The sequence below is a fragment of the Streptomyces globisporus genome, from assembly GCF_003501885.1.
In the GTDB taxonomy this organism is placed as follows: domain Bacteria; phylum Actinomycetota; class Actinomycetes; order Streptomycetales; family Streptomycetaceae; genus Streptomyces; species Streptomyces globisporus_D.
The window spans coordinates 52,603-71,750 of sequence record NZ_QWFA01000010.1 but is presented as its reverse complement, the minus strand read 5'-3'; the positions used below and the strand labels follow the sequence as shown (position 1 = coordinate 71,750).

18 protein-coding genes and 1 riboswitch are annotated in these 19,148 nt (G+C 71.0%); of the genes, 5 read left to right on the top strand and 13 right to left on the bottom strand.

Annotated elements, in window-relative coordinates; genetic code table 11:
• Positions 1–51: 51 nt before the first annotated feature.
• The 9 genes from D3105_RS03665 to thrC all read right to left on the bottom strand — a co-directional run bounded on the left by D3105_RS03665 (position 52) and on the right by thrC (position 8,369).
• Complete coding sequence (locus D3105_RS03665) at positions 52–543, bottom strand: lasso peptide biosynthesis B2 protein (RefSeq protein WP_118899918.1); 492 nt, start codon at positions 541–543, stop codon at positions 52–54.
• Positions 540–791, bottom strand: coding sequence for a lasso peptide biosynthesis PqqD family chaperone (locus D3105_RS03660; protein ID WP_010056003.1), 252 nt, complete (start codon positions 789–791; stop codon positions 540–542). Before D3105_RS03660 ends, D3105_RS03665 begins: the two co-directional genes overlap by 4 nt.
• A complete protein-coding gene (locus D3105_RS03655) occupies positions 788–2,749 on the bottom strand; it encodes an asparagine synthase-related protein (RefSeq protein ID WP_118899938.1) in 1,962 nt (653 codons plus the stop codon). The genes D3105_RS03660 and D3105_RS03655 overlap by 4 nt, the downstream gene beginning before the upstream one ends.
• 50 nt (positions 2,750–2,799) lie before the next feature.
• On the bottom strand, positions 2,800–2,931 hold the full coding sequence (locus tag D3105_RS03650; RefSeq protein WP_104011572.1) for a keywimysin-related RiPP: 132 nt from the start codon (positions 2,929–2,931) through the stop codon (positions 2,800–2,802).
• Between the two features lie 558 nt (positions 2,932–3,489).
• Positions 3,490–3,999 carry a hypothetical protein gene (locus D3105_RS03645; RefSeq protein WP_240646788.1) on the bottom strand — a complete coding sequence of 170 codons (510 nt, stop codon included), beginning with the start codon at positions 3,997–3,999 and terminating at the stop codon, positions 3,490–3,492.
• A 160-nt stretch (positions 4,000–4,159) separates the two neighbouring features.
• Positions 4,160–5,782, bottom strand: a complete 1,623-nt coding sequence (gene groL, locus D3105_RS03640) for a chaperonin GroEL (protein WP_003967345.1) — start codon at positions 5,780–5,782, stop codon at positions 4,160–4,162.
• 326 nt (positions 5,783–6,108) lie between these two features.
• The gene (locus D3105_RS03635; RefSeq protein WP_003967346.1) at positions 6,109–6,315 is read right to left on the bottom strand and encodes a cold-shock protein; all 207 of its coding nucleotides are present in this window, start codon (positions 6,313–6,315) and stop codon (positions 6,109–6,111) included.
• Positions 6,316–6,759: 444 nt separating this feature from the next.
• Positions 6,760–7,038 (bottom strand): MoaD/ThiS family protein, encoded by a 279-nt coding sequence (locus D3105_RS03630; RefSeq protein WP_006126483.1) that lies wholly within the window; start codon positions 7,036–7,038, stop codon positions 6,760–6,762.
• A 35-nt stretch (positions 7,039–7,073) separates the two neighbouring features.
• Entirely contained in the window at positions 7,074–8,369 is a 1,296-nt protein-coding gene (thrC, locus tag D3105_RS03625; protein ID WP_118899914.1) for a threonine synthase, read from the bottom strand.
• An 18-nt stretch (positions 8,370–8,387) separates the two neighbouring features.
• A riboswitch (SAM riboswitch) is annotated at positions 8,388–8,515 on the bottom strand.
• A gap of 153 nt (positions 8,516–8,668) precedes the next feature.
• Between thrC and D3105_RS03620 the strand changes: the two genes are divergently transcribed.
• Positions 8,669–9,619, top strand: coding sequence for a glucosyl-3-phosphoglycerate synthase (locus D3105_RS03620; RefSeq protein ID WP_118899936.1), 951 nt, complete (start codon positions 8,669–8,671; stop codon positions 9,617–9,619).
• A 126-nt stretch (positions 9,620–9,745) separates the two neighbouring features.
• A complete protein-coding gene (locus D3105_RS03615; RefSeq protein WP_118899912.1) occupies positions 9,746–11,137 on the top strand; it encodes an alpha,alpha-trehalose-phosphate synthase (UDP-forming) in 1,392 nt (463 codons plus the stop codon).
• Between the two features lie 83 nt (positions 11,138–11,220).
• On the opposite strand, the gene otsB is transcribed toward D3105_RS03615, so the two are convergent.
• Positions 11,221–12,072 carry a trehalose-phosphatase gene (gene otsB, locus D3105_RS03610; protein WP_118899910.1) on the bottom strand — a complete coding sequence of 284 codons (852 nt, stop codon included), beginning with the start codon at positions 12,070–12,072 and terminating at the stop codon, positions 11,221–11,223.
• Between the two features lie 169 nt (positions 12,073–12,241).
• On the opposite strand from otsB, the gene D3105_RS03605 reads away from it, so the two are divergent.
• Genes D3105_RS03605 through D3105_RS03595 form a run of 3 tightly spaced genes read left to right on the top strand, consistent with a single transcriptional unit; the run spans position 12,242 to position 14,629 of the window.
• Complete coding sequence (locus tag D3105_RS03605; protein ID WP_118899908.1) at positions 12,242–13,186, top strand: ABC transporter ATP-binding protein; 945 nt, start codon at positions 12,242–12,244, stop codon at positions 13,184–13,186.
• On the top strand, positions 13,183–14,178 hold the full coding sequence (locus D3105_RS03600) for an ABC transporter permease (RefSeq protein WP_118899906.1): 996 nt from the start codon (positions 13,183–13,185) through the stop codon (positions 14,176–14,178). Before D3105_RS03605 ends, D3105_RS03600 begins: the two co-directional genes overlap by 4 nt.
• 46 nt (positions 14,179–14,224) lie before the next feature.
• A complete protein-coding gene (locus D3105_RS03595) occupies positions 14,225–14,629 on the top strand; it encodes a GntR family transcriptional regulator (RefSeq protein ID WP_118899904.1) in 405 nt (134 codons plus the stop codon).
• A gap of 55 nt (positions 14,630–14,684) precedes the next feature.
• Here the strand turns inward: D3105_RS03595 and D3105_RS03590 are convergent, their stop codons facing one another.
• The 3 genes from D3105_RS03590 to D3105_RS03580 all read right to left on the bottom strand — a co-directional run bounded on the left by D3105_RS03590 (position 14,685) and on the right by D3105_RS03580 (position 19,048).
• Complete coding sequence (locus D3105_RS03590; protein WP_240646787.1) at positions 14,685–16,751, bottom strand: serine/threonine-protein kinase; 2,067 nt, start codon at positions 16,749–16,751, stop codon at positions 14,685–14,687.
• Positions 16,752–16,978: 227 nt separating this feature from the next.
• On the bottom strand, positions 16,979–17,416 hold the full coding sequence (locus D3105_RS03585) for a DUF6069 family protein (RefSeq protein ID WP_240646786.1): 438 nt from the start codon (positions 17,414–17,416) through the stop codon (positions 16,979–16,981).
• Positions 17,417–17,566: 150 nt separating this feature from the next.
• Positions 17,567–19,048 (bottom strand): vanadium-dependent haloperoxidase, encoded by a 1,482-nt coding sequence (locus D3105_RS03580; RefSeq protein WP_118899902.1) that lies wholly within the window; start codon positions 19,046–19,048, stop codon positions 17,567–17,569.
• Between the last annotated feature and the right edge of the window lie 100 nt (positions 19,049–19,148).

The window sequence follows — 19,148 nt, the reverse complement described above, 5'->3', positions numbered from 1 at the left end:
GAAGGGGGGGCCGGGGCCGGGGGTGTCGCCGAGCCGCGCGGGTCCGTGCTCTCAGGCGGTCTGCCCGGGCCCTGGCCTGTCTGTCCCGGCCCCGCCGCCGTCCCCGCCACCGCGCTCACCCCGAACCCCCTCGCGTACCGTCACCACCATCAAAGGACGCAGATCGGCGGCCTCTGCCTGCTCCCCGACCGTACGCCCTTCCGCCAGCACCCAGGCGTGCGGCGAGAACGGCGGGGTCGCCCACACCCCCGCGCACCAGTCGGGCCAGGCACCGGACATCCGGCACGCCAGGGCGACGGCCACCGAGCGGGGCAGGCAGCCGTAACGGCTCGCGCAGCGGCGGCTGGTGGCGACGACCGCCTCCAGTACCTCCAGCGTCTCGGCGTACGAGGCCGGGCGCGCGCCCCGCGAGCACCGGGCCAGCACCCTGCGCAGCCGACCGGGCTTGAGCCGGGCCAGGACGAACGCGGCGGCGATGGCGGCCCGCAGCCGTACCCCGCCCGCTCCCGCGCCCCGGCGCGGCATCGTCATCTCGGTGGTCATGGGCGCAGGATCTTCGCCTCGACGAGCCGGCGGGTCAGCTCCGCGACGTCCGACTCGGCCTCGGCCCGCTCGACGTCGAACTCGGCGACGATCCGGTCGACGGCGGCCTCGGGGGCGCGGCCGGCCGCGAGGGTCTCGACGACGATGACGCTGGTGTCGTTCAACTGCCAGTAGCTGCCGCTCTTCTCGTCGAGGAGGACGCCGCCGTACTCGGTGGTCGTGACGGCGATGCCTTTTCTGAGCTTCACAGGGATGCCTCGCTGGGGGTGGTCGTGAGGGTCGGCTGGGCTGTGGGCCAGGCGTTCTCGGCCGTGCGGAGCCAGGTCTCCCCGGCCACCGTGGAGCTGATGGAGTGTTCGACCAGGACCGGAGAGAAGGGGTCGGCGGCCAGTCGGAGCAGGTGGCGGGCGTCGACCAGGCCGTGTTCGGCGAGGCGGGACCCGGTCCACAACTCGGCCAGCTCCGGGGCGTGTTCGCGCAGGCCCTGGTGTTCGTCGGAGGACATGTGGTCCTTCGTCGTCCGGGCCAGCAGCGCGTCGGGCACCACCCCGCGCATCGCCTCGACGAGCAGCGGCTTGTAGCGCCAGGGGCTGATGCGATCCGGGAGGCGTACGGCGAGGGTCGCCTCCAGGACCCGGTCGTCGTAGAAGGGCGCGGCGACCGGCAGCCCGAGCGTCATCCCGATGTCCTCCATCGCCTGGAAGTGCCTTGCTCCCATCCGTACACCGTCGATGTCGACGTGCCGCCCCCGCCACGGGTCGATCGGCTCGGCGTGCTCGGCGGCGGCCCGGAACTCCTCGGCGATCAGGGTGTTCGCGTGCTCGGTGAGCCAGGGGTGCAGGGACTGCCGTACGCCCCAGGAGAGCAGCGGGGTCCGGGCGACGGGCTGGGGTGCTGCGGTGACCGCCCCGGCGATCCAGCGGGGGAACGTCGAACGGTCCAGCAACGCCTTCACCGTGGGCAGGAGCGGCCAGCCGAGCTGGTGGCGCAGGCCGCCGAGGTGGCTCCAGGCGGTGAACGGGTTGCCGTGGAAGAGGTCCTGGTAGGCGTGGGGCAGGCCGAGGAAGATCTCGTCGCCGCCGTAGCCGGTGAGGTGGTAGCGGGAGCCGGTGGCGCGGGCGCGGCCGAGGAGCAGTTCCGCACGGGCCCGGCCGGGGGCGACGGGGAGCGGTTCGTCGTTCAACTCGGCGGCGGTGGAGGCGAGATCGGCGTAGAAGTAGGGGGCGTCGTCGGCGGGGATGACGTGGTGGTCCGGGGCGGGGGCGGTCGTCGCGGCCGTGTTCCGTGCCTCCTCGACCGCTCTGCGCGCCCAGCTCTCGTCCTCGCTGTAGCGGTCCCGGGCCGCCACCGTCAGCAGGGACAGCGACGCGGGACCGGTCTCCCGGGCGGCGAAGGCGAGGACGGTGGAGTCCAGGCCGCCGGAGAGCTCGCAGCTGATCCGGTCCAGGCCGCCGACATGGGCCCGTACGGAGGCCGCTATGGCGTCTCCGACCTTACGGGCCCCTTCCGCCAGGGGGAGTTCGCCGGGCGGCGGCTCCCACCAGCGGTGCTCCGTGGGGCCGGGGACGGCGGCCGTGCCCGGTGCTGCGACGGGCAGGGCCAGTCCGTACCCGGCACCGGTCTCGTGGACGCCCCGCCACACGGCGCGGCGGCTCAGGGGGTGCGGCAGGAAGTCCAGCAGCCGGAGCGCCAGCGCGCTCTCGTCGAGGGGTGCGCCGATCAGGCGGGCCAGGACGGCGGGGCGGTCGGAGGCGATGGTTCCGGCCGCCGGGTGCCGGGCGTGGTAGATGCGGCGGAGTCCGGTGGCGGTGCCCCGGATCCAGCTCTCCCCGGACAGCCGGGCGACCACGTGGTAGAGGCCGGGCAGCCGGGCGAGGCGGCGCTCCAGGCCGGTCCGGTCGCGGGCGCCCTCCAGGATCCCGGCGAGCACGGCGTCGGGGACGCGGTCCGGGCCGATGAGGACGAGGGCGTCCTCGCCCCGGGCGAGCCGGCTGACCCTGCGGACCAGCGGGCGGGCGACGACCCAGGGCCGGCCCGAGGGATGGGCGACGGTCAGGGTGTCACCCACCTCCCGGGCGGGCCCGGTGGCGTCCGGCGCGGAGGACCGGCCGGCAGCCGCTTCCGGTACGGGAAGCTGCCCGGCCGCTGCCGCTCCCGCCGCGCTGTCCGGCAGGACGACGAAGTAGTCACGCAACTGGCCGGGCATCTTCACCTTTCGGAAGTTCTCATGCGGTGCACAGGAATCGGATCGGCGGATCAGATGATGCGCCGGGTCCAGTACTCCTTGTACGAGCCGACGAAGTAGCCGGCGGTCTTCTTCGAGAAGTCGCCCTGCTGGAACATCGACGGCTTCACGTAAGCCTTCTTCTGCTGCTTCTGCTGCTTCATGACACCTTCCCTTCTGTGCGGTTGACGACCGTTATGCGCAACTGGCTTCTGCATAACTGGAGTTATTCGTGTGACTGGTGTTCGCCATGCGAACACCAGAGCCATCATGTCCGGCCGTTGAACCGGTACGCATGATTCCGACTTACCGTGCGAAGTTGGCTGGATAGCGCGAGCGTCGAGGTCCGGGGCGGGCGCGTTCGGGACGCGTCCGCCCGGGCCCGATCGACCGGCCGGCCACCCTGTGCAGTCGCACACCACCCCCACCGAGGAGCCTCGGTGGACTGGACCATTGACTGCTTCCGGTCGCCGGACCGGGCAGTGAGCTGGCAAGAGAGGGAACGGCCGTACCAGGAACCGCAGAACCAGCCGTGAGCGGGCCCCTGAGCGGCTCTACGGCCGCTCTACCCCAGGGATCGGGAGCGCGCCACCGCCCTCGGCACAGTCGCACCGAAACGTGCTGCCGTACGGGAGTGGCCACGGCAAGTAGTCATTCGGCCACGCGAAACCCGCGCAGCCGCCCGGCCGCCACCGCTCACGCGGCCGGGAGCCGCCCCGCCCCTACCTCCGGCGCAGCCGGTAGCCGCCCCAGGCCGCCGTTCCCGCGCCCAGAAGCAGCGGGATCATGGCGTACCCGACGAGCGTCGAGGAGTGGGCGTACCAGCGTCCGCCGTCGAACACCTGCGTCGCGGTGATCGTCGCGGGGTCGGTCCGGCCGTCGTGGTCGGCGAAGACGATCCGTGTGCGCTCGATCGGTTCCGACCGGGGCACGCCGTCCACGTGGGCGCGCAGCGCCTCCCGGGCCGCCCGGTCGCGCTCGGCCGCGTTGGCGCGCTGCTGGGCGGCGCTCTCGCCGGAGCAGTGCCGGACGGTCTGGCCCTTCTCGGTCCGGACGTCGTGGCATTCGATTCGGCCGAAGGTCTCCACCCGCATGCCGAGGGCGCCGGAGAGGCCGGTCCCGGTCACCACGGCGAACAGCCCCAGCGCGAACAGCAGGGGGCCGCCCACGACGAGCGCGACCCCCGTGAGCCGCCCTCGGCCGCCCGTTCTCCCCGTAGCGCTCACGCTCATGCCCGTACCGTCCCCCGTGTCCGTACGACCGTCCCCTCACGCCATTGTCCCAAGGAACCCGGACACGCCACAGGGGCGGCACCTCCGTGAAGGAGATACCGCCCCTGCGGGACGTACGCCGGACTTCGATCAGGTGGGAGGCCGGGGCCTCCGTGGCTGATCAGAAGTCCATGTCACCGCCCGGCATGCCGCCCGGAGCGGCCGCGCCGGCCTTCTCGGGCTTGTCGGCGATGACGGCCTCGGTGGTGAGGAACAGCGCGGCGATGGACGCGGCGTTCTGCAGGGCGGAGCGCGTGACCTTCGCCGGGTCGAGAATGCCCTCGGCGATCATGTCGACGTACTCGCCGGTCGCGGCGTTGAGGCCGTGACCGATCGGCAGGTTGCGGACCTTCTCCACGACGACGCCACCCTCGAGACCACCGTTGACGGCGATCTGCTTGAGCGGGGCCTCCAGCGCGAGCTTCACGGCGTTGGCGCCGGTCGCCTCGTCGCCCGTGAGGTCGAGCTTCTCGAAGACGGCCGAGGCCTGGAGCAGAGCCACGCCACCACCGGCGACGATGCCCTCCTCGACGGCGGCCTTGGCGTTGCGCACCGCGTCCTCGATGCGGTGCTTGCGCTCCTTGAGCTCCACCTCGGTGGCGGCGCCGGCCTTGATGACGGCCACGCCGCCGGCCAGCTTCGCGAGGCGCTCCTGGAGCTTCTCGCGGTCGTAGTCCGAGTCGGAGTTCTCGATCTCGGCACGGATCTGGTTGACGCGACCCTGAACCTGGTCGCTGTCACCGGCGCCGTCGACGATCGTCGTCTCGTCCTTGGTGATGACGACCTTGCGGGCGCGGCCGAGCAGGTCCAGGCCGGCGTTCTCCAGCTTGAGACCGACCTCCTCGGAGATCACGGTGCCGCCGGTGAGGATGGCGATGTCCGCGAGCATGGCCTTGCGGCGGTCGCCGAAGCCCGGGGCCTTGACGGCGACGGACTTGAACGTGCCCTTGATCTTGTTGACGACCAGGGTGGAGAGCGCCTCGCCCTCGACGTCCTCAGCGATGATCAGCAGGGGCTTGCCCGACTGCATGACCTTCTCCAGCAGCGGGATCAGGTCCTTGACGCTGCCGATCTTCGAGTTGACGATCAGGATGTACGGGTCGTCGAGCGACGCCTCCATACGCTCCATGTCGGTGGCGAAGTACGCCGAGATGTAGCCCTTGTCGAAGCGCATACCCTCGGTGAGCTCCAGCTCCAGACCGAAGGTCTGGGACTCCTCGACGGTGATGACGCCTTCCTTGCCGACCTTGTCCATCGCCTCGGCGATCTTGGCGCCGATCTCGGTGTCGGCGGCGGAGATGGAGGCGGTCGAAGCGATCTGCTCCTTGGTCTCCACGTCCTTGGCCTGCTCCAGCAGAGCGGCGGAGACGGCCTCGACGGCCTTCTCGATACCGCGCTTGAGGGCCATCGGGTTGGCGCCCGCGGCGACGTTGCGCAGACCCTCGCGGACGAGCGCCTGGGCGAGAACGGTGGCGGTGGTCGTACCGTCGCCGGCGACGTCGTCCGTCTTCTTGGCGACCTCCTTGACCAGCTCCGCACCGATCTTCTCGTACGGGTCCTCGAGCTCGATCTCCTTGGCGATGGAAACACCATCGTTGGTGATCGTGGGCGCGCCCCACTTCTTCTCGAGGACGACGTTACGGCCCTTGGGGCCGAGGGTGACCTTGACGGCGTCGGCGAGCTGGTTCATCCCGCGCTCGAGACCGCGCCGTGCCTCCTCGTCGAACGCGATGATCTTGGCCATGTGAAGTGGTCCTCCCGGACAGGGGTGGATTTCTCCGGACCGGGAGGCGCCCGCGACGGACGGCCTGCGCGTGTGATGGTTCCTTGCCCCATCGCACCTGCGGGCCTCACCGGCCCGATCCAAGTTCTGTCACTCTCACCTGGAGAGTGCTAACGCCAATGATTAGCACTCGACCCCCGAGAGTGCAAGCGCCTTCGGCCGGTGCCCGCCATGCGGTCGAGGGCGTGGAGCGCGGTCGGCTCCCGGACGCGCGTAGGGCCCGATCCCCTGATCCCGGGGTCGGGCCCTACGTGCGTGAGTGGTGTCGTCGGACGACCGCGCCGAGCTCAGCCGACGGCGAGCTTGACCATGTCGGCCTGGGGCCCCTTCTGGCCCTGCGAGATCTCGAATTCAACTCGCTGACCCTCTTCGAGGGTGCGGTACCCGTCCATCTGGATCGCGCTGTAGTGGACGAAAACATCCGCACCACCGTCGACCGCGATGAAGCCGTACCCCTTCTCCGCGTTGAACCACTTGACGGTGCCCTGAGCCATGCCCAACTCCCCTATTACTGGCCCTTGCACGGGACCGCACTTCGCGGGCCCGGGTCGGAACTCACCCTCCGACAGGAGAGGGTGCGCTGCGCCGCTGCGCGTCGACCGCGGCCGAATGTATCCGCCCAACTGCCCTCTGCAACAGGTCAATCGGACGAGAATTCTGGGCACAGAGGAACAGGCGAATATGCGCGCTTGCTGAGATTTACGGGCAAGTCGGGCCAGGCAAAGGGCACTTATGCCACAAGAGGTTCACGCACTTTGGCTGCTTCTTATCGGGGCCGGGCGCATTCTCATATGCGGGCGGCACGGGCAGCGGATGGGGCTTCCCCAACTGTACCGCGCTCAACCATGCAGAATTGCCCCCTCCGCTTCTCTCGCGGAGGGGGCAACCGTGGTCACACAGAGGTGCGGTGGGGCTCGCCGGGAGCGGCCCGGGGCGGTTCAGCAGCCGCCGGCCACCGCGGGGATGATCGAGACGCCGGCGCCGTCCGGGGTAGCCGCGTCGAGGCCGCCCTCGAAGCGCACGTCGTCGTCGTTGACGTACACGTTCACGAAGCGGCGCAGCTTGCCCTGGTCGTCCAGGACGCGGGCGGCGATGCCCGGGTGGTCCTTCTCCAGGGACTCGATGACCTCCGAGAGCTTCGTGCCCTCCGCCGGTACCTCGGCCTGGCCGCCCGTGTACGTACGGAGGATGGTGGGGATGCGGACCTTGACGCTCATGGTGGTGCCCTTCTTCCTTCGTTACGGGGTGGTCGTCAGGCGGTGCCGAGGCCCGCGGCGCGGAACGCGTCCAGGCTCGGCTTGATGGTGGCCGTGGCCTGCGAGGTGGCGGAGACCGCGTCGAGCGTCTTGAGGCCGTCACCGGTGTTGACGACGACGGTGGTGAGCGTCGGGTCGATGACACCGGCCTCGATGAGCTTCTTCGTCACGCCGAGCGTCACGCCGCCCGCCGTCTCGCCGAAGATGCCCTCGGTGCGGGCCAGCAGCTTGATCGCGTCGACGACCTGCTCGTCGGTGACGTCCTCCACAGCGCCGCCGGTGCGCCGGGCGATGTCGAGGACGTAGGGGCCGTCGGCCGGGTTGCCGATGGCCAGCGACTTGGCGATGGTGTTCGGCTTCTGGGGGCGTACGACGTCGTGACCGGCCTTGAAGGCGGTGGAGACCGGGGAGCAGCCCTCGGCCTGGGCGCCGAAGATCTTGTACGGCTTGTCCTCGACCAGGCCGAGCTTGATCAGCTCCTGGAGCCCCTTGTCGATCTTCGTGAGCTGCGAGCCGGACGCGATCGGGATGACGATCTGGTCGGGCAGCCGCCAGCCGAGCTGCTCGCAGATCTCGTACGCCAGCGTCTTGGAGCCCTCGCCGTAGTACGGGCGGAGGTTGACGTTGACGAAGCCCCAGCCCTCGCCGAGCGGGTCGCCGATGAGCTCGGAGCAGAAGCGGTTGACGTCGTCGTAATTGCCCTCGATGCCGACCAGTTCACCGCCGTACACCGCGGCCATGACGACCTTGCCCTGCTCCAGGTCGTGCGGGATGAACACGCAGGAGCGCAGTCCGGCACGGGCGGCGGCGGCGCCGACGGCTCCGGCCAGGTTGCCCGTGGAGGAGCAGGAGAGGGTGGTGAAACCGAAGGCACGGGCGGCCTCGACGGCGATCGCGACGACGCGGTCCTTGAAGGAGTGCGTCGGGTTGCCGGAGTCGTCCTTCACGTACAGGCCGCCGGTGACGCCCAGCTCACGGGCGAGGTTGTCGGCCTTGACCAGCTTGGTGAAGCCGGGGTTCAGGTTGGGCTTGTCCGCGACGTCGGCGGGGACGGGCAGCAGCGGGGCGTAGCGCCAGATGTTGTCCGGACCGGCCTCGATGCGCTTGCGCAGCTCCTCGGGCGAGCCGGTGGGCAGGTCGTAGGCCACTTCCAGCGGCCCGAAACAGGACGCACAGGCGAAAAGGGGGCCGAGCTCGAAACGCTCGCCGCACTCGCGGCAGGAAAGCGCCGCGGCGGGACCGAGGTCCGGGGAGGCGGTGGTGGCATTACCTGCGACGGTCTGAACAGCCATGATGGCGGAGGCCCTTTCTCCTCATCTTCCTCGCGACGCATTTCGCCGCAAGACGGAATTGGCACCTTCCCCACCGTGACCTCGCGGTCGGCAGGAGGGTTGCCGGGACTTCAACGGGCCGTTCCCTCAGTCCCTCTGGATGAGCTCTATGGCGCTGGATCTTCGATCCAGGCGTTTATGTGCGGTCCGACCCCGACATGCGACGGTCATCCGCGTTGTTCAAGACTGTAACCGAAGCACCGGACCGTTGAGATAGTCGTCCGAACCGCGAGATGGATCACACACAGGGAGTGCCGACCGTGCTCGAAGAGGTGGAACGCTGGCTGACCAGGCGTTCCTGGTCGTCCGGCGACCGCCCGCTGCACCAGCTCACCGACGCCCGGGCCGCCGACCCGCGCCGTACGTCCGTGAGCGTGGTCCTGCCCGCGCTGAACGAGGAGGCCACGGTCGGCGCGATCGTGGCGGTGATCCGCCGCGAGCTGATGGAGAAGGTCCGGCTCGTCGACGAACTCGTGGTGATCGACTCCGGCTCCACCGACGCCACCGCGGCCGTGGCCCGGGCGGCGGGCGCGCGCGTCGTCCACCGGGACGCGATCCTGCCCAGGATCCCGGCCCTGCCCGGCAAGGGCGAGGTGCTGTGGCGCTCACTCCTGGTGACCAGCGGCGAGATCGTCTGCTTCGTGGACGCCGACCTCAAGGACTTCTCGGCGGACTTCGTCTCGGGGACGGTCGGCCCGCTGCTCACCGATCCCGCCATCCAGTTCGTCAAGGCGATGTACGACCGCCCGCTCGGCGACAGCGCAGGCCAGGGCGGCCGGGTCACTGAACTGGTGGCACGCCCGCTGCTCAATCTGCACTGGCCGCAGCTGGCCGGTTTCGTGCAGCCGCTGGGCGGCGAGTACGCGGTGCGCCGGTCCCTGCTGGAGCGGCTGCCGTTCCCGGTCGGTTACGGAGTGGAACTGGGGCTGCTCGTGGACGCGCTGCACACCGTGGGCCTGGACGCGCTGGGCCAGGTGGATGTGGGGGTGCGGCGCCACCGCCACCAGGACGGTCAGGCGCTGGGCCGGATGGCGGCGGCCATCTACCGCACGGCGCAGCTGCGGCTCTCCCGGGGCCATCTGGTGCGGCCTGCGCTGACCCAGTTCGAGCGCGGCGAGGACGGCTTCGTGCCGCGCACCCATGCGGTGGACACGGAGGAACGGCCGCCGATGCGGGAGATCGCGGAGTACGCGGAGCGCCACGCGGCGTGAGCGGGCGAGCGGCGGCCGTCCGGGACGGGCCCACGGCGTGGGGCGGCGGGACGCATGCCTCTGCGAGCGGGACGCGTGCCCCTGCGAGGCGTTTGACGGCTTCCCGAACGGGCTAGGTTCCGCTACATGGTCTCCGAGCAAACGTCTTCCTCGAACGCCCAGGTCCTCGTCGCGTCCAACCGCGGCCCGATCACGTACACGCTCGGCGAGGACGGGACGCTCGACGCCAAGCGCGGCGGCGGCGGTCTCGTCTCCGGGCTGAGCGCCGTCGACGACAAGCTGTGGGTCTGCGCGGCCCTCGGCGACGGGGACCGCGAGGCGGTGCGCCGCGGGGTCGGCGAGCCGGGTGTCCGGATGCTGGACATCGACGCCGAGGTGCACGCCGACGCGTACAACGGCATCGCGAACTCGGTGCTGTGGTTCGTCCACCACCTGCTCTACCAGACCCCCGTCGAGCCGGTCTTCGACACGGAGTTCCGGCGGCAGTGGGCGGCTTACGAGACGTACAACCGGGCCTTCGCCGAGGCGCTGGCCCAGGAGGCGGGGCCGGACGCGGCGGTCCTCGTCCAGGACTACCACCTGGCCCTGGTCCCCGGCATGCTCCGCGAACTGCGCCCGGACCTGAGGATCGGCCACTTCTCGCACACCCCGTGGGCCCCGGTGGACTACTTCCGGCTGCTGCCCGACGACATCGCCGAGCAACTGCTGCGCGGCATCCTCGGCGCGGACCGCGCCGCGTTCCTGACCCGCCGCTGGGCGGACGCCTTCATCGGCTGCTGTACGGAGATCCTCGGCGGCACGGGCCGGACCAGGATCGGGGTGCACGGGCTGGGGGCCGACGCGGACTTCCTGCGCCGCCGCTCGCACGAGGCGGACGTGGACGAGCGGATGGCGGCGCTGCGCGAGCAGGTGGGCGAGAACAGGAAGACGATCGTGCGGGTGGACCGCACCGAGCTGTCCAAGAACATCGTGCGCGGCCTGCACGCGTACCGCACGCTGCTGGAGACCCGGCCCGAGTGGCGCGAGCGCGTCGTCCACATCGCCTTCGCCTACCCCTCCCGCCAGGACCTCGCCGTCTACCGGGACTACACGGCGGCGGTCCAGTCGCTGGCGACGGAGATCAACGGCGAGTACGGCACGGAGAGTTGGACGCCGGTCGTCCTCCACGTCAAGGACGATTTCGCCCGCTCGCTGGCCGCGTACCGGCTGGCGGACGTGGCCCTGGTCAACCCGATCCGCGACGGCATGAACCTGGTCGCCAAGGAGGTCCCCGTCGTCTCGGACCACGGCTGCGCGCTGGTGCTGTCGCGGGAGGCGGGGGCGTACGAGGAGCTGGGCGAGGACGCGATCGTGGTGAACCCGTACGACGTGACGGGCACGGCGGAGGCGCTGCACGAGGCGCTGACGATGAGCGGGGACGAGCGGTCGGGCCGCACGAAGCGGCTGGCGGAGGCGGCGACCGCGCTGCCTCCGCAGCGGTGGTTCCTGGACCAGTTGGAGGCGCTGCGGCAGGGGTGAGACCCCTTGCGGCGTTACAGGCGGTCCGCCACCCCGGTGGTGACCTACAGGCGGTCCGCCGGGGCCGCCACTTCGATGGTGACCTACAGGCGGTCCGCCAGGGCCGCCAGGAAGTCCACCACCGCGGCCGGGCCCGGCACCGACAGGTCGGCGCGCTCGGCCAGTTCGGGCACCTCGGCGCTGCCGCTGCACACCAGCAGACCGGGGATGCCGTCCGGGCCCTCGCCGCGCAGCTTCTCCACCGCGGCGAACGCGGCGAGGTCGCCGAGGTCGTCGCCCGCGTAGATCACGGACTCCGCGTCCAGCTCCGCGATGAACCCGGCGAGCGCGACGCCCTTGTCCATGCCGGGCGGACGCAACTCCAGTACCAGCCGCCCCGGTTCGACGATCAGCCCGTGTTTCGCCGCCAGCTCACCGAGGGGCCCGCGCAGCGACTCGAAGGCCGCCTGCGGATCCTTGGCCCGCCGGGTGTGGACGGCGACGGCCTGCCCCTTCTCCTCGATCCAGGTGCCGTTCCAGGCCCCGAACTCGTGGAGTACGCCGGGGAGTTCGGCACGTACCGCCGTGACGCCCGGATGCGGGGCGGGGGCGTGGACCGTACCGGTCACGGCGTCCCAGCGTTCGGCCCCGTAATGCCCGAGCACGACGAGGCGCTCCAGACCGGGGACGCCCGCGAAGCCGCCGTAGCGCACGGCGACGCCCGCGGGGCGGCCGGTGATCACGGCGACCGCGGCGACCTTCGGCGCGAGCGCGGCGAGCGCCTCGACGGTGCCGGGGTGGGGGCGGGCCTGTTCGGGGTCCGGGACGATGTCGGCGAGCGTGCCGTCGAAGTCGAGGGCGACGACCGCGCGGTCCGGCCGGGCGAGTACGGCGTCGAGCCCCTCGCGGCCGGCCGGGGTGGTCGGGTTCGGAAGACGTTCCGGGTGACTGCCCATGGGGCGAGCCTATGCCCTGGGCGGAGGGAGCACGAGCGTGCCGGCCCGGCACCGTGGCGGCGCGCACACCCCACCACCCCGGCTTGACAGTCATTCCCTCACGACTCCATGATTCCATTAATTGATTCATGGAATCACGATCACGGATCACGGAACCGAGGTGAGGCGCGTGGCAGACACGAGCACCCCGAACGCGACGTCCGGCAACTGGGCACTGGAGGCCCGCGGGCTGGGCAAGCGCTACCGGCGCGGCTGGGCGCTGCGCGACTGCTCCTTCCGGATCCCGGCCGGCCGCATCTGCGGTCTGGTCGGCCCGAACGGAGCCGGCAAGAGCACCCTGCTCGGGCTGGCGACCCGGCAGGTGCAGCCGACCGCCGGCGACCTGCGCGTCTTCGGCGTACCGGTCGACGACCCCGCCGTACTGCCCCAGGTCGCGTTCCTCGGCCAGGACAAGCCGCTGTTCAAGCGGTTCACCGTGGCCGAGACGCTGCGGATGGGCGCCGAGCTGAACCCCGGCTGGGACGCGGCCGCGGCGGAGCGGATCGTCCGCGCGGGCAACGTCCCGATGGGCGCGAAGGTCGGCACGCTCTCCGGCGGCCAGCGCACCCGGGTCGCCTTCGCGCTCGCCTTCGGCAAGCGGCCCGATCTGCTGCTCCTGGACGAGCCGATGTCGGACCTCGACCCGCTGGCCCGGGACGAGATGAGCACCCTGCTGATGGCGGAGGCCGTCGAGCGCGGCACCACGGTGGTGATGTCCTCGCACATGCTTACCGAGCTGGAGGACATGTGCGACTACCTGCTGGTCGTCTCCGAGGGCCGTATCCGCATGGCCGGTGACGCCGACGCGCTCGTACCGGCCCACACCCTGGTCACCGGGGTGTCCCGGGACGGTTCGCTGCCGCCAGAACTCGCCGGCCACACGGTCGTGGAATCCCGCGTGCAGGGCCGGCAGTTCCAGGCGATGGTCCGGCCGAGGGGCCCGTTCCCGGCCGACTGGGAGAGGGCCGAACCCTCGCTGGAAGAAGTCCTCCTCGCCCATCTCCGCTCCTCGGACGCGCCCCCGCTCTACACCCAGGGCGCCCGCGTCGAAGCCGAAGGGACCCAGGCCGCATGAGCAGCACCACCCTCACCGAGAAGCCCGGAATGCCCGGGAAGCCCTCCGAACTCGGCTCCGGACGCCGCCTGTTGCGCGGCCTCCCCTGGCTCGTCGTCCGCCAGCACCGGGTCGCGCTGGCCTGCGTCCTCGGCCTCACGGCGCTCACCGCCCTCTGGATCCTCTGGGAGCGCCACGAGCTGGTGCAGCTGCTCGACGCCAAGGGCTGGCCGGAGAAGGACCCCGGCCGGCCGATGGAGAACAACCGCGGCTACGAATACATCACCAGCATCATCAACGGCCTGCCGCTGATCCTCGCCGTCTTCGTCGGCGCCCCGCTGATCGCGGGCGACCAGGAGAACGGCACCGCACAGCTCGTCACCACCCAGTCCGTGACCCGCCGCCAGTGGCTGATCGCCAAGCTGGGCCTGGCCTACGGCCTCGCGCTGGTCTCCGGCCTGGTGGTCTCGGCACTGTTCACCTGGTGGTGGAAGCCGCACCGCTCGCTCTTCCCCAGCGCGTGGATCGACGGCGTCACCTTCGACAACACCGGCCCTGTCCTCCCCGCCTTCCTTCTCTTCCTCACCGCGGCCGGCGTCACCATCGGCGCCCTGGTCCGCCGGATGCTCCCGGCCATGGTGGGCACGTTCCTCTTCACCTCGGTCACCACCGTGTTCGTCTGGGACGAGATCCGCGTACGGCTCGGCTCGCCGCAGATGTTCACGTACCCGAAGGACACCGAACTCCCGGCCCGCTTCCACGACGCGTACGAGGTGGACCGTTGGGTGGGCAGCGCCGACGGCACCCTGTACAACTGGGGTCGCTGCGCCGAGGCGACCGAGAAGGCGCAGAACGCGTGCATCAAGGAGCACGGCATCGTCAACGACGTGATCGAGTACATCGGTTACGACCAGATGGCGGGAATGCAGTGGCTCGCGGCAGGCATCCTGCTCGCCGGGACGGCCCTGCTCACGGCGTTCACCCTCTGGTGGACCTCGCGCCGCCCGCTGTGACCGACCGCCCCCTCCCCTACGTAAAGTGTCGGCAATCGAGCGGAAGGTGAAGTCCGTGGTCGTTTTCCGCATCGACCGGCGCAGTGGGGTGGCGACCTATCTCCAGATCGTCCGGCAGGTCGAGCAGGCGCTGCGCATGGGCGCGCTGGAGGAGGGCGACCGACTGCCCACGGCGGCCCAGGTCGCCGCGACCACGAAGGTCAACCCCAACACGACCCTCAAGGCCTACCGCGAGCTGGAACGCATGGGCCTCGCGGAGGTACGCCAGGGAGCGGGCACGTTCATCACCCGCACCCTCGCCCAGCCCCAGTCCGGCCCCGACTCCCCGCTCCGCACCGCCCTCACCGACTGGCTGACCCGGGCCCGCGCCGAGGGCCTCACGGGCCAGGACGTCACGGCGCTGTTCCACGCGGCGTTCGAGAACGCGTACCCGGGCGAGGCGCCGGACTGACGGGCGTCGGACGTCGGCCGGTTCCGGACCGTCGATTCCGGAGTGACGGGCCCGCTCAGGCGCGGTTGTAGCGATAGCCGCTGCCGTGGGCGGGCCCGACGTCGTGCAGGATGCCGGAGCCGGCGACGGTGAAGAACGAGGGGTCGGTGTCGCGGCACACCCCGCCGGAACGGGCCTTGTCCACCACGGCGGTACCGACGTTGATCCGGTTCCCGCCGTCCGCCACGGAGCTGAGCTTCGCCGTGTACTCGCAGTGCCCCGACCCCTGGACGTCGGCGATGAGGGTCACCGCCGACTGCCCGGGCGACACCCGCCGGATGACCACGGTGTGCGGCTGGAGGGCGTCGTACTGGGACGCGATGGACCAGGTCCCGACGAACTGCTGCGGCACCCGGCCGTCCGGGGCGGGGTCCTGGGCGGGCGGCTTCGCGGCACCGCCGGAGCCCCCCGAACCGGACGAGCCGGACCCGTCCTGTGTGCCGCCTCCGCCGGAAGCTCCGGCCCCCTCGCCTCCGCCCGAGGACGCGCCCTCGCCGGAACCGGCCCCGTCGCTCTGCCCGCCGCCGGAGTCGCCGCCGTCCTCTCCGCCCTGCTCCTCTTCTGTACCTTCCTTGTCCTTCCCGTCTTCCTTGCCGTTGTCCTTGTCCTTGCCCTTGTCCTTCTCGCTGCCCTTGGAGTCGTCCTCCCCGGCCGGGGAGGACGGGGCGCCGGACGGTCCGTCACTGGCGGCGGGCGGCGCGGCAGCCTCTCCGCCCCCGGGGTCGGCGCCACCGGGGCCGCGGTTGAGGAAGGCGGTGGTGCCCCCGGCAGCCAGCACGGCGACGACGACGGCCGCGACGACCCAGGCACGACGCCGACGCCCACTCCCTGGCCGGTCCCCGGCACCGGCGGCACCAGCCGGCTCGGGACCAGGGGACAAGGCCGGGGCCGGGCCCGATGCCGATGCCGATGCCGGGGAAGAGTCCGGGTCCGGGTCCGGGGCCGGGTCCGGTGACAGGCTGCCCGCCTCGTCGTCCTTCGCCGGTGCCGGCCTCAGATCGACCGTACCGAGGTCACGCGGCTCGGGCACGGGAGCCTCAGGAACAACGGGAGCCTCAGGAACAACCGAAGAAGCAGGCTCCTCGGCGCCCCCCGCCCGCACAGGCGCCGGTACGTCCGAGGTCTCCGGAACATCCGCGTCGAGCAGCAGCGCCGACTGCTGCGCCAGCCGGGCCAGGAGCACCGGCGGCAGCCAGGCACCACGCAAGGCGTCCGAGGACCGGTCAGGCGCCAGGCACCCCAACAGCTCGTCCACTCCCGGGCGTTCGGCGGCGGCTTTGGTCAGGCAGCGTTCGATCAGCTCGCGCAGGGAGGCGTCCTCCACCGCGTCGAGGTCCGGCGGGGACTGGACGATCCGGAACATCACCGCGTGCTGGTTGCTCGCACCGGCGCCGAACGGCAGCCGCCCCGTGGCCGCGTACATCAGGACACAGCCGAGGGAGAAGACGTCCGCCCCCGCTCCGGTCTCCTCGCCGAGGATCTGTTCGGGCGCCATGAACCCGGGAGAGCCGATGACCATGCCCGTACTGGTCAGCAGGGACTCCACGGAGACCTGGAGCGCGCGGGCGATGCCGAAGTCGATGACGCGGGGGCCGTCGACGGTGAGCAGGACGTTGGACGGCTTGAGGTCCCGGTGGACGATCCCGGCGGCGTGAATGCCGCGCAGGGCCCTCAACAGCCCCTCGGCCAGGGCGTTGACCGAGGCGGCGGGCAGCGGCCCGTGCTCCCGTACGGCCTGTTCGAGGGAGGGGCCGGGGACGTAGCCGGTGGCCACCCAGGGCCGTTCGGCGTCGGCGTCGGCGTCGAGCACGGGAGCGGTGTACCGCCCGCCGACGCGGCGGGCGGCCTCGATCTCCCGACGGAAGCGGGCCCGGAACTCCCCGTTCGCGATGTGCTCCTCGTGCACCACCTTCACGGCGACGGTGCGCCCGCCCGCCGAACGGGCCAGGTACACCCGGCCCATCCCGCCCGCACCGAGCCGTCCCAGTAGCCGATAGGGCCCGATCCGCGCCGGGTCACCGGTCACGAGCGGCCGTATGCCCTCCATCGCCGGGTACCCCTGGCTGTCCTTGCCCTTGCCCATGCTGAACCGATCCCCCGATGGCCTTTGCCCCTACGGTCGTTCGCGTCGGGCCGAAGCCGTTCGCGCCCGCCCAGGATAGGAGGCCCGGGGGCTCTCGCTTCCTGCGGATCCCGGCCTCGGTCCGCGTGGTGCCGAGTGCTTCAGCGGGAAGCCGCAGGCGCCGTTGCGCAGCGCGGGTCCGACACAGCTCCACCCGGTGCGGCCTCTGGGGCCGCACCGGGCTCGGCTCAGGCGTTCAAGGGCAGGAAGCGCCGGTACACGGGCACGGCGACCGCCGCGACCACCAGGTGCATGCTCATGAGGGCGGCGACGCCGCCCCAGCTGGTGGCAGGCTGGTTGCCCGTGATGCCCGTCGCGATGTCCGGGATCAGGGACACGGCCACCACCGTGGGCACGAGCCACCGGAGGACGGCAGCCGGGTCACCGGCTCTGCGGCGCACGATGTGCCAGCCGACAGCGCCGGCCAGGACCCCGATCAGGGTGGAGGGCAGGTAGGCGCTCGGCCACAGCGGCGGGAAGTCGTCCGAGACACCGGCCGCGCGGGCGATTAACGAGACGACGGTGTTACCGATGCCGGCTGCCGCGGTTGCCACCACAACGGCGAGGGCGATCGCGGCGCCGGTGCGCCCCCCCGAAGTTCGGGTGGAACGTGCGGTGTCGGTCATGAGGTCTCCAAACTAGGGGAGTTGGCGGGGTCAGGCTCAAGTCTACGGAGAGAGCGCTGCTGTCGGCCCCCGTAGCGATTGCGGAACCACCCGCCAGAAGGCCTTGCGCGAAGGGCTCCGCCACCCGACGAGACCGGCGGACGCCTGGCCTCAGGCGGTGCCGTTGATGTAGTTCCTGGCCGCGACAAAGGTGGCCTTGGCCACCTTCCGGCCGACCTTCTGGCCCTCGTCGATGTCGAACGTCCAGTGGCCGCCCCCGTAGACGCGGGAGAGGCCGTCCTCCTCCGCGGCCTCGCTCAGGGTCTCCCACTTGAGCGTCACGTCCGAGGTCGGGCTCAGGCCCGGCTCGTAGATGGACGAACCGGCCTTGGCGGTGTAGGAGTCACCGAACCTGTCACTACCGGTCCACAGCTTCAGCGACTCGGCCGCGGTAGCACCCCACACGGCGTGCCCCGAGACGTACGAGGCGAACGGGGGCGTCGTGACGTACGGGAACCACTTCTCGCCGGCCATCATCTTCGTGCCCTCGCCGCGACCGCCGTAGCCGGGCACCTGTCGGCCCGACTGGTCGTAGCGGATCACCGTCGCGGGGCGTGCGTAGTCGTAGTGCACCTTGCTCTTCCAGGCCACGATACCGGCGTCGGCCATGGCCAGGTTGAGCGTGAAGAACATCTTCACGTCCTCGCCCAGCGTGTTTCGGTCCCGGCGGGAGATGTACTGGGCCCACTGGTTCTGGTGGCCGGCGGGCGTCTCACTGTTCTCGAGCCAGTACTCCGAGATCACCTTCTTGCGATCGGTGAGATTGACGTTGTGGTCCATCAGCGTCTTGATGTCCGCCTTGAGCTTCTTGCTCCCGTAGGCGGGCGGCGGGGGCGGCATGAAGTCCGCCGGGTCCTTGATCGCGAACGGCTTGACGTCACCCCACTGGGGAGTGGCGAACGGCGGTACGAACCCGTTGATACTGAGCGGAGTCCAGCGCATCGGGTCCAGGACGGTCGACTTGTCCAGCACGTTCACGTCCTGGACCGGGTTGAACGGGACGTAACCCGTCGTGTCGGCGTACTCGTTCTCCTGGTTGGAGCCGTCCGTCCTGCGTTCGTCGATCACCGCGTCGCAGGCCGTGTGCGCCACCCCGGCAGCGGTCCTGGTGTTCCGCGAGGTGTTGGCCGGGTCTCCGCCGAGGGCTGTCAGCTTGGCGTCGAAGTCGGCCTTGAACTCGGGGAGCACGTAGCTCAGAGCGTCGTAGGCCGCGTAGTTGACGGCGATCTTCCGGTTGGCTTCGGTGCGCTTGTAGTACGGCTGTCGCAGGTCGTCGCCCAGTTGGGTCCCGACCGCCCGGTTGTCGTACGCGGCCCATGCGTCGTATATGCAGGTGTGGACGATGCCGAGCACCCGGCTGCCGAGCGGCGGGCGCTTGAGGCCGTTGGTCTGCGCGGCTTTCTTCACCATGGCGTCGTACGTCACCTGGTTCCACTGGAGGACGAGATTGTCCCCGCGCTGCCCACCCCCCGCGCTCTCCGCCGCGGTGGCGGTGCCGCCCGCCGTGACAGCGGTGCCCAACAGCATCGCCGCCATGGCGGCGGAGGTGGCCGCACGGTGGCGGCGGTTGATCAGTGTCCTGGACAGACTCACGTGAACTGTTCCTAACTGAGAACGGAACCGGCGGTTCCTGGTAGCTGGGTGATGCGTGAAACAACGCGGGCGACGCCCAGGTGCGTGACCTGGGCGTCGC

Coding starts and splice junctions, on each gene's coding strand:
- D3105_RS03665 (WP_118899918.1), bottom strand. CDS start 543: ATGACCACCGAGATGACGATGCCGCGCCGGGGCGCGGGAGCGGGCGGG.
- D3105_RS03655 (WP_118899938.1), bottom strand. CDS start 2,749: ATGCCCGGCCAGTTGCGTGACTACTTCGTCGTCCTGCCGGACAGCGCG.
- D3105_RS03650 (WP_104011572.1), bottom strand. CDS start 2,931: ATGAAGCAGCAGAAGCAGCAGAAGAAGGCTTACGTGAAGCCGTCGATG.
- D3105_RS03645 (WP_240646788.1), bottom strand. CDS start 3,999: ATGAGCGTGAGCGCTACGGGGAGAACGGGCGGCCGAGGGCGGCTCACG.
- groL (WP_003967345.1), bottom strand. CDS start 5,782: ATGGCCAAGATCATCGCGTTCGACGAGGAGGCACGGCGCGGTCTCGAG.
- D3105_RS03635 (WP_003967346.1), bottom strand. CDS start 6,315: ATGGCTCAGGGCACCGTCAAGTGGTTCAACGCGGAGAAGGGGTACGGC.
- D3105_RS03630 (WP_006126483.1), bottom strand. CDS start 7,038: ATGAGCGTCAAGGTCCGCATCCCCACCATCCTCCGTACGTACACGGGC.
- thrC (WP_118899914.1), bottom strand. CDS start 8,369: ATGGCTGTTCAGACCGTCGCAGGTAATGCCACCACCGCCTCCCCGGAC.
- D3105_RS03615 (WP_118899912.1), top strand. CDS start 9,746: ATGGTCTCCGAGCAAACGTCTTCCTCGAACGCCCAGGTCCTCGTCGCG.
- otsB (WP_118899910.1), bottom strand. CDS start 12,072: ATGGGCAGTCACCCGGAACGTCTTCCGAACCCGACCACCCCGGCCGGC.
- D3105_RS03600 (WP_118899906.1), top strand. CDS start 13,183: ATGAGCAGCACCACCCTCACCGAGAAGCCCGGAATGCCCGGGAAGCCC.
- D3105_RS03590 (WP_240646787.1), bottom strand. CDS start 16,751: ATGGGCAAGGGCAAGGACAGCCAGGGGTACCCGGCGATGGAGGGCATA.
- D3105_RS03585 (WP_240646786.1), bottom strand. CDS start 17,416: ATGACCGACACCGCACGTTCCACCCGAACTTCGGGGGGGCGCACCGGC.